The sequence below is a fragment of the Pseudomonas sp. Sample_20 genome (assembly GCF_004307585.1).
GTDB lineage: Bacteria > Pseudomonadota > Gammaproteobacteria > Pseudomonadales > Pseudomonadaceae > Aquipseudomonas > Aquipseudomonas atacamensis.
Window position 1 is genome coordinate 1 of record NZ_RCOA01000072.1, and the last position, 8,621, is coordinate 8,621.

Below are 8,621 nucleotides of genomic sequence, written 5' to 3' on the forward strand. Positions count from 1 at the left end.
CTTGTTACGGGTGCCCTTCACAGGGTGAAACGGGAAACCGGTGAATCATGTGCTTTACTCAAAGCCATGTCAGTCCGGTGCTGCCCCCGCAACGGTAAGCGAGCGAAGCGTCAGATCCACTGTGCCCCGGCATGGGAAGGTGATGCTTGCAGGTCGGCCTCGTGCCAACCCCTCGCAAGCCCGGAGACCGGCCCGCAACACCCAGCACGCGCAAGCGCCGCTGACCACAAACAAACCCGCGGTGGGCGGGCGCTGTTCGAAATCCCTGCGTGCCCGGCTCGCAGGGATTTTCATGCGCTCTGTTTACCCGCTGACATTTCAGAGGGAAGCGCTATGTCGATCATCAGCAATACCGTCAGCCACACTGACCACATCTCCAGCAGCACCACACTCGGCCAACGCGTGGCCGCCGCCCTCTTCGCCTCGATCCTCGGTGCCAGCCTGGTCTGGTTCGCCGGTTTCTCGCACATCGAAGCGGTGCACAACGCCGCCCACGATACCCGCCACAGCGCCGCGTTCCCGTGCCACTGAGGCTTGCCGAGATGATCAAGCGTATCGCGCAAACCGCAGGCTTCACCGGCTTGCTGGCCGCCCTGCTGCTGACCCTGCTGCAGAGTTTCTGGGTATCGCCACTGATTCTGCAGGCCGAAACCTTCGAGAAATCCGAACCGGTCGCGCAAGTTCACGAACACGCCGCCGGCACCGCCGCCCACAGCCATGATGGCGAAGCCTGGGAGCCGGAAGACGGCTGGCAGCGCGTGGTCTCGACCACTGGCGGCAATCTGGTGGTGGCGGTGGGTTTCGCCCTGATGCTCGCCGGTCTGTACACCTTGCGCGCGCCGACCAAGACCTCGCAAGGGCTGCTCTGGGGTCTGGCCGGTTACGCGACGTTCGTTCTCGCGCCGACCTTGGGCCTGCCACCTGAATTGCCGGGCACTGCGGCCGCCGATCTGGCATCGCGGCAGATCTGGTGGATCGGCACTGCCGCTTCGACCGCCGTCGGCCTGGCACTGATCGCCTTCAGCCGCCACTGGCTGATGAAGCTTCTCGGTGTGGCGATTCTCGCCGTGCCGCATGTGATCGGCGCGCCGCAACCGCAGGTGCATTCGATGCTTGCCCCAGAGGCACTGGAAACCCAGTTCAAAATCGCTTCGCAGCTGACCAACGTCGCGTTCTGGCTGGCCTTGGGCTTGATCAGTGCATGGTTGTTCCGCCGCAAAAGCGCAGGCCGATATCAGGCATGACCCATGACCGCGCAGTGCCGACCTTCGTGGTCGGCCTCGGCTGCCAGCGTGGCTGCCCGGCCAGTACGCTGCGTGCACTACTCGATCAAGCGTTGCAGGCGCACCGCATCGAGCTGCGAGCGGTCAAGGCTTTGGCGAGTATCGACCTCAAGCGCGACGAACCGGGGTTGCTGGAACTGGCCACACAATTGAACCTGCCGCTGCAGTATTTCAACAGTGCCGAACTGGCGCCCTATCAGCAGCGCCTCAGCCATCAATCGCAGATCGCCTTTGAGCGCACCGGCTGCTACGGCGTGGCGGAAAGCGCCGCGCTGGCTCTCGCCGAGCAACTGATTCAGGCGCCGGCGAAACTGCTGATCCACCGGCAGAAATATGCGCAGGCCACGCTGGCATTGGCCGGCGCTGCATAAAATCCCGATAATCCCCGCCATCGATCATGAGCACGCTTCATCTGCAGTGTGCCTGCGCCTCTTCACAAGGATTCAACGATGACCGTCTACTTCATCGGCGCCGGCCCCGGCGACCCGGAACTCATCACCGTCAAAGGCCAACGGCTGATTCGCAGCTGCCCGGTGATCATTTATGCCGGTTCGCTGGTACCCGCAGCGGTGCTGGAAGGTCATCAGGCCGACACCGTGGTCAACAGCGCTGAACTGCATCTGGAACAGATCATCGATCTGATCAGGACTGCCCATGCCCAAGGCCAGGATGTGGCCCGTGTGCATTCCGGAGACCCAAGTCTGTACGGCGCGATCGGTGAGCAGATCCGCTACTTGCGTGAGCTGAACATTCCTTTCGAGATCATTCCGGGCGTAACCGCGACGGCGGCATGCGCCGCGCTGCTCGGCGCCGAGTTGACCCTGCCGGACATCTCGCAAAGCGTGATTCTGACCCGTTATGCCGACAAGACCGTGATGCCCGCCGGCGAAGAACTGGCCAGCCTGGCGCAACATCGCGCGACCATGGCCATTCATTTGGGGGTCAATCATCTGGAAAAGATTTTGGTTGAATTGCTGCCGCATTACGGCGCGGACTGCCCGATTGCCGTGATTCACCGCGCAACATGGCCGGATCAGGACTGGGTCGTCGGTACACTGGCGGACATTGCCGCAAAGGTCGAGGCCAAAGGCTTTCGGCGTACGGCGCTGATTCTGGTCGGGCGGGTGCTGGGCAGCGAGGTGTTCAGCGAGTCTTCGTTGTATCGCGCCGGGCATGCGCATTTGTACCGACCGTGAGTGGAACGCGGAGCGTCCCGGGCTGCATGCCCACGCGGAGCGTGGGCATGATCAAGCCACAGGCATAAAAAAACGGCGCTCACGGGGCGCCGTTTTTCATGTTCGCAGCGAACGCCTTAGTAGTAGGCGTTTTCTTTCTGCGTGTGGTCGGTCACGTCGCGAACGCCCTTGAGCTCCGGGATGCGCTCGAGCAGAGTGCGCTCGATGCCTTCCTTCAAGGTCACGTCGGCCTGGCCGCAGCCCTGGCAACCGCCACCGAACTGCAACACGGCAATGCCGTCCTCGACCACATCGATCAGGCTGACCTGACCGCCGTGGCTGGCCAGCCCCGGGTTGATCTCGGTTTGCAGGTAGTAGTTGATGCGCTCGTTGACCGGGCTGTCGGCATTGACCATTGGCACCTTGGCATTTGGCGCCTTGATGGTCAGCTGGCCGCCCATACGGTCGGTGGCATAGTCGACAACGGCGTCGTCAAGAAACGCTTCGCTGAAGGAATCGATGTAAGCGGTGAAGCTTTTCAGCCCCAGCGCGGTATCTTCAGGCTTCTCTTCGCCCGGCTTGCAGTAGGCAATGCAGGTTTCGGCGTACTGGGTGCCAGGCTGGGTGATGAAGACACGGATGCCGATGCCCGGGGTGTTCTGCTTGGAGAGCAGATCGGCCAGGTAATCATGGGCGGCGTCGGTAATGGTAATAGCGGTCATAAAAACTCCTCGCAGGCTTGGGCGCAGTTTACGCCAATCGGCGCGGCTGACAAAGTCCTAGTATTTTTGTCGGGAAAGAATCCCGGCATATGCCTGCGAATGCTCAAAGGTTCTCGTACCGGTTCATATCCAGCACACCCTCTTCCACCGGATCGGTTTCGTGGATGTACTGGCTCAGATCGTGAAAATACAGCCAGAACTGCGGATGACTGCGACGAATGCCCCAGCGCTCGACGATCTTGTCGAACCGATTGGCATCCTTGGCATTCTCCATCGCATCGACAAACGCCGGCACCTGCTCGGCCGGTACGTTGAACATGAAGTTCGGGTAACTGGTGAGCACGCCCGGATAGATCGTCAAGGTGTCGAGACCCGGTTGATAGCGCAGCGACTCACCGAGCAGAAACGCCACGTTGCTGTGCGCGCGGTTGCGCAGCACGCTGTAGACCTCGCGCTTGCCGCTGGCGGTTTCGACACGCAGCAAGGTCGCTTCGGGCATCTGGTCGATGACTTTCAACCCTGCGGCCGGTCGCGAGGCCAGACGGCTCAGGGCCTGCTCGGCGTTCTGCAACGCCGGATCTATATTCGGTCGCGAGCAATAAGCGCCGTCGCAGCGATTGATAGGGTCTGGCCGCGCGTTCAGATCACCGTAGCGCGCCAGCAACTGCATGGCGAAATCGTGTTTCGGGTCTTTCTCGTCGAGCGTCAATGCGGTCGGTTTGTCGTCATCGATGGCCTCGTAATCGAGCCACATCTTGAATTGGCCGCCGTCCTGGTACCAATCGTTGAGGTAATCCTCACGTGAGTCGGCGGGCATCAGGCGCAGGAAGTTCTGCTCCGCGCCATTACGGATCAGGTCGAAATACAGGCGAGTCTGCGCTTGATGGGAGACGTTGCCGAACACGTCGAAGTTGACCGCGAGCTGATAGTAGGTGCGCTCGAGCAGTGGATAGTCGAACAGCCACATGGTTTGCGGCACCTCACCGATAAGCCCCTTGGTCACCGAAGCGCTGTCGAAGTGGCGGAAAATGCTCAGCAAGGCGTTGTCGTTGCCGGCCCACAGCGTCGACCAGCTCGGCGCCGGCAGATCGGCGTAGCTGTCGCGGCGCAAGGCTTCGTATTCGTTGCGCTTGTCGCGGTAGTTGCGCCACAGGCTCAGCACGCTGCCGACATCGTCGTTCTGCCCCGGCATCGCCAGCAGCGGCGTGGCCTGGCCACGGTAGTTCGGGTCGGTGATGTAGAGGTCATGCTCCGGGGCCTGGAACAGCGCCCAGAAGTTGTCGCGGATCACGTCGGTCGCGATCTGCCCACGGCACACCGGGCCGCGAATGAAGGTGCGGACGAAGTATTCGGCGTTATCGAGCATGAACTGATAGCGCGCCTGCGCCGGAATCGCCTCGAAAGTGGCAAACGGATTGGCACGGCTTTGCGGGCCGTAACCCGGCAGCGCATTGACCTGCCAGTTGCCGTTGTAGAACAGGCTCTTGATCCGCGCCATTTTCGCCGCGCTCAGCGGATAAGTGATGTGCGTCTTGTGCACGATCACCCCTTGCACCGGCCACAAGCGGTAATACACCTGCGTGCCCGGGTCGTCGTTGGGGCGGCGCGTGGCGATCAGGTCGATCGGCTGGCCGCTCGGCGTACGCGAACGTACCCACTGGAAATAATGCCCCGGCTCACCATCCTTGAAATAGATGTGCGCCAGATACCAGTGCTCGAACAGCCAGCGCCCGACCAGACTCTGCCGGGCACCGGGGGCGTTGAGCAGGTTTTCCCACTGCAGGATCTGCATGGCCTCTTTGGCACTCGGCGCCAGGCTCTGCTCGTCGATCGGCGCGCCAGACGCCAGCCAGCGCTGCAGGGTCTGGTATTGCTGGTCGGTCAGGCCAGTGACCGCCAGCGGCATGCCCTCTTTCGGGTGCGCGCCGGCATATCCGTCGAACTCCGCAGGCATTGCGCATAGATTGTTGCGATTGAGCCCAAGAACAATCTCTTCCGGCAGTTTGGCGTTCGGCGTCAGCGGCGTCTTGTGGCCGAGTTCAAGCATGCGTGCCATCAGCGCGGCCTGACTGCCCTGGGCGTCGAGCACCGAATAGAAGTCTTTCTGCTGCCAGGCGCGCTTGCCGAAGGCGTCGTAAAACAAGCGCGTGGTCGGTGCTGCCTGAGTGCGTTCACCGTCGTACACCGGCATCTTGCTCGCGCCACGGGCGGCGCCTTCGCCACTGCCGAGATTGAGCTGACAGGCCGAGTCATAGCAGGCATGGCAGGCTACGCACTTCTCGGTAAAGATCGGTTGGATATCGCGGGTGTAGGAGATGGAAGAAGAAATGGCAGGATCTTGCGCCGCAACGCTCCCGCTCAGGACCAGCAACCATAAACTGATGAAGCGGTACGGCATGTTGCTGATCTCGATGATAAAAAAAGGCTGCGATTCTACCGTTATGACGCTCGTACCAACATGAGCGATATTCATGCAAAAGCTGCACATGCTCCAAAAGCGCACAGGTTTGCTATGATCCCGCTCCTTCGTAATGGTCTTTCCGAGTAGTCCACATGTCCGATCGCAGCGTCCGCCTTCAAGCTCTCAAGCAAGCCCTCAAAGAGCGCATCCTGATTCTCGACGGCGGGATGGGCACGATGATCCAGAGCTACAAGCTCGAAGAACAGGATTATCGCGGCAAGCGCTTCGCGGACTGGCCGAGCGACGTCAAGGGCAACAACGACCTGCTGGTGATCACCCGTCCGGACGTGATCGGCGGCATCGAAAAAGCCTATCTGGACGCCGGCGCCGACATTCTCGAAACCAACACTTTCAACGCCACGCGCATTTCCATGGCCGATTACGGCATGGAAGAGCTGGCGTACGAGTTAAACGTAGAAGGCGCACGTCTGGCGCGCAAGATTGCCGACGCCAAGACCGCCGAAAACCCGGCCAAGCCGCGCTTCGTGGCCGGCGTGCTCGGCCCGACCAGCCGCACCTGTTCGCTGTCGCCCGACGTCAACAATCCCGGCTACCGCAACGTGACCTTCGATGAGCTGGTGGAAAACTACACCGAAGCCACCAAAGGCCTGATCGAGGGCGGCGCCGACCTGATTCTGATCGAAACCATTTTCGACACCCTCAACGCCAAAGCGGCGATCTTTGCCGTGCAAGGTGTGTTCGAAGAGCTGCACCTCGAATTGCCGATCATGATTTCCGGGACCATCACCGACGCCTCCGGCCGTACGTTGTCGGGCCAGACCACCGAGGCGTTCTGGAACTCCGTGGCCCACGCCAAGCCGATCTCCGTGGGTTTGAACTGCGCCCTCGGCGCCAGCGAACTGCGCCCGTACCTGGAAGAGCTGTCGAACAAGGCCAGCACCCACGTATCCGCGCACCCGAACGCCGGCCTGCCGAATGAATTCGGCGAGTACGACGAACTGCCCTCGCAAACCGCGAAAGTCATCGAGGAATTCGCCCAGAGCGGTTTCCTCAACATCGTCGGCGGCTGCTGCGGCACCACGCCGGGCCACATCGAAGCCATCGCCAAAGCCGTGGCCGGTTACGCGCCGCGGCAGATTCCGGACATTCCCAAGGCCTGCCGCCTCTCCGGTCTGGAGCCGTTCACCATTGATCGCAGCTCGCTGTTCGTCAACGTCGGCGAGCGCACCAACATCACCGGTTCGGCGAAATTCGCCCGCCTGATCCGTGAAGACAACTACACCGAAGCCCTCGAAGTCGCTCTGCAGCAGGTCGAGGCCGGCGCGCAGATCATCGACATCAACATGGACGAGGGCATGCTCGATTCGAAGAAGGCCATGGTCACCTTCCTCAATCTGATCGCCGGCGAACCGGATATCTCGCGCGTGCCGATCATGATCGACTCGTCGAAATGGGAAGTCATCGAAGCCGGCCTCAAGTGCATCCAGGGCAAGGGCATCGTCAACTCGATCAGCATGAAAGAAGGCGTCGAGCAGTTCATCCATCACGCCAAGCTGTGCAAGCGCTACGGCGCTGCGGTGGTGGTGATGGCCTTCGACGAAGCTGGCCAGGCCGACACCGAAGCGCGCAAGAAAGAGATCTGCAAACGCTCCTACGACATTCTGGTCAATGAAGTCGGCTTCCCGCCGGAAGACATCATCTTCGACCCGAACATCTTCGCCGTCGCTACCGGCATCGAAGAGCACAACAACTACGCCGTCGACTTCATCAATGCCTGCGCCTACATCCGCGATGAGCTGCCGTACGCGCTGAGCTCCGGCGGCGTGTCCAACGTGTCGTTCTCGTTCCGTGGCAACAACCCGGTGCGTGAGGCGATTCACTCGGTGTTCCTGCTCTACGCCATCCGCGCCGGGCTGACCATGGGCATCGTCAACGCCGGCCAGCTGGAGATCTACGATCAGATCCCGGTCGAGCTGCGCGACGCGGTCGAAGACGTGATCCTCAATCGCACCCCGGATGGCACCGACGCCCTCCTCGCCATTGCCGACAAGTACAAGGGCGACGGCAGTGTCAAGGAAGCCGAGACCGAAGAATGGCGCAACTGGGACGTCAACAAACGTCTGGAACACGCGCTGGTCAAGGGCATCACCACGCACATCGTTGAAGACACCGAAGAATCCCGCCAGTCGTTTGCGCGGCCGATCGAAGTGATCGAAGGCCCTTTGATGTCCGGCATGAACATCGTCGGCGACCTGTTCGGCGCGGGCAAAATGTTCCTCCCGCAGGTGGTGAAATCCGCCCGGGTGATGAAGCAGGCCGTGGCGCACCTGATCCCGTTCATCGAACTGGAGAAAGGCGACAAGCCGGAAGCCAAGGGCAAGATCCTCATGGCTACGGTGAAAGGCGATGTGCACGATATCGGCAAGAACATCGTCGGCGTGGTGCTCGGCTGCAACGGCTATGACATCGTCGACCTCGGCGTGATGGTCCCGGCCGAGAAGATCCTGCAGGTCGCCAAAGAAGAAAAATGCGACATCATCGGCCTCTCCGGCCTGATCACGCCGTCGCTGGACGAGATGGTCCACGTTGCCCGCGAAATGCAGCGTCAGGACTTCCATCTGCCACTGATGATCGGTGGCGCGACGACGTCGAAGGCGCACACCGCGGTGAAGATCGAACCGAAGTACAGCAACGATGCCGTGGTCTACGTGACCGACGCGTCGCGCGCCGTCGGCGTGGCGACTCAGTTGTTGTCCAAGGAACTCAAGGCCGGTTTCGTCGAGAAGACCCGCCTGGAATACATCGACGTGCGCGAGCGTACGTCCAATCGCAGCGCCCGTACCGAACGCCTGAGCTACGCCGCCGCGATCGCGAAGAAGCCGCAATTCGACTGGGCCAATTATCAGCCGGTCAAACCGACCTTCACCGGCAGCAAGGTGCTCGACAACATCGATTTGAAGGTACTGGCCGAGTACATCGACTGGACACCGTTCTTCATTTCCTGGGACCTGGCCGGCAA

The 8,621-nt window shown here is 61.2% G+C and carries 7 protein-coding genes and 1 riboswitch; of the genes, 5 read left to right on the forward strand and 2 right to left on the reverse strand.

What is annotated here, in order from left to right:
• Positions 1–211: riboswitch (cobalamin riboswitch) on the forward strand. This riboswitch is flagged as partial in the annotation.
• A gap of 122 nt (positions 212–333) precedes the next feature.
• From D8U70_RS15965 to cobM, 4 genes are all read left to right on the forward strand, one after another.
• Entirely contained in the window at positions 334–531 is a 198-nt protein-coding gene (locus tag D8U70_RS15965) for a CbtB domain-containing protein (RefSeq protein ID WP_016774486.1), read from the forward strand.
• Positions 532–542: 11 nt separating this feature from the next.
• Entirely contained in the window at positions 543–1,244 is a 702-nt protein-coding gene (locus D8U70_RS15970) for a CbtA family protein (RefSeq protein WP_016774485.1), read from the forward strand.
• Positions 1,241–1,654: a cobalamin biosynthesis protein gene (locus tag D8U70_RS15975; RefSeq protein WP_016774484.1), complete on the forward strand. Its 414-nt coding sequence runs from the start codon at positions 1,241–1,243 to the stop codon at positions 1,652–1,654. Before D8U70_RS15970 ends, D8U70_RS15975 begins: the two co-directional genes overlap by 4 nt.
• 78 nt (positions 1,655–1,732) lie before the next feature.
• Entirely contained in the window at positions 1,733–2,479 is a 747-nt protein-coding gene (cobM, locus tag D8U70_RS15980) for a precorrin-4 C(11)-methyltransferase (protein WP_130929275.1), read from the forward strand.
• A 116-nt stretch (positions 2,480–2,595) separates the two neighbouring features.
• On the opposite strand, the gene nfuA is transcribed toward cobM, so the two are convergent.
• Together nfuA and D8U70_RS15990 are read right to left on the reverse strand one after the other, a co-directional pair.
• On the reverse strand, positions 2,596–3,180 hold the full coding sequence (nfuA, locus tag D8U70_RS15985) for a Fe-S biogenesis protein NfuA (RefSeq protein WP_003225494.1): 585 nt from the start codon (positions 3,178–3,180) through the stop codon (positions 2,596–2,598).
• Positions 3,181–3,283: 103 nt separating this feature from the next.
• Entirely contained in the window at positions 3,284–5,578 is a 2,295-nt protein-coding gene (locus D8U70_RS15990; RefSeq protein WP_130929276.1) for a fatty acid cis/trans isomerase, read from the reverse strand.
• A 155-nt stretch (positions 5,579–5,733) separates the two neighbouring features.
• Here D8U70_RS15990 and metH point away from each other — a divergent pair.
• A partial coding sequence (gene metH / locus D8U70_RS15995; RefSeq protein ID WP_130929277.1) for a methionine synthase occupies positions 5,734–8,621 on the forward strand: 2,888 nt, incomplete at its 3' end.

Excerpts from the sequence above, each read along its gene's own strand:
- cobM (WP_130929275.1), top strand. The coding sequence starts at position 1,733 with ATGACCGTCTACTTCATCGGCGCCGGCCCCGGCGACCCGGAACTCATC.
- D8U70_RS15990 (WP_130929276.1), bottom strand. The coding sequence starts at position 5,578 with ATGCCGTACCGCTTCATCAGTTTATGGTTGCTGGTCCTGAGCGGGAGC.
- D8U70_RS15975 (WP_016774484.1), top strand. The coding sequence starts at position 1,241 with ATGACCCATGACCGCGCAGTGCCGACCTTCGTGGTCGGCCTCGGCTGC.
- D8U70_RS15965 (WP_016774486.1), top strand. The coding sequence starts at position 334 with ATGTCGATCATCAGCAATACCGTCAGCCACACTGACCACATCTCCAGC.
- nfuA (WP_003225494.1), bottom strand. The coding sequence starts at position 3,180 with ATGACCGCTATTACCATTACCGACGCCGCCCATGATTACCTGGCCGAT.
- D8U70_RS15970 (WP_016774485.1), top strand. The coding sequence starts at position 543 with ATGATCAAGCGTATCGCGCAAACCGCAGGCTTCACCGGCTTGCTGGCC.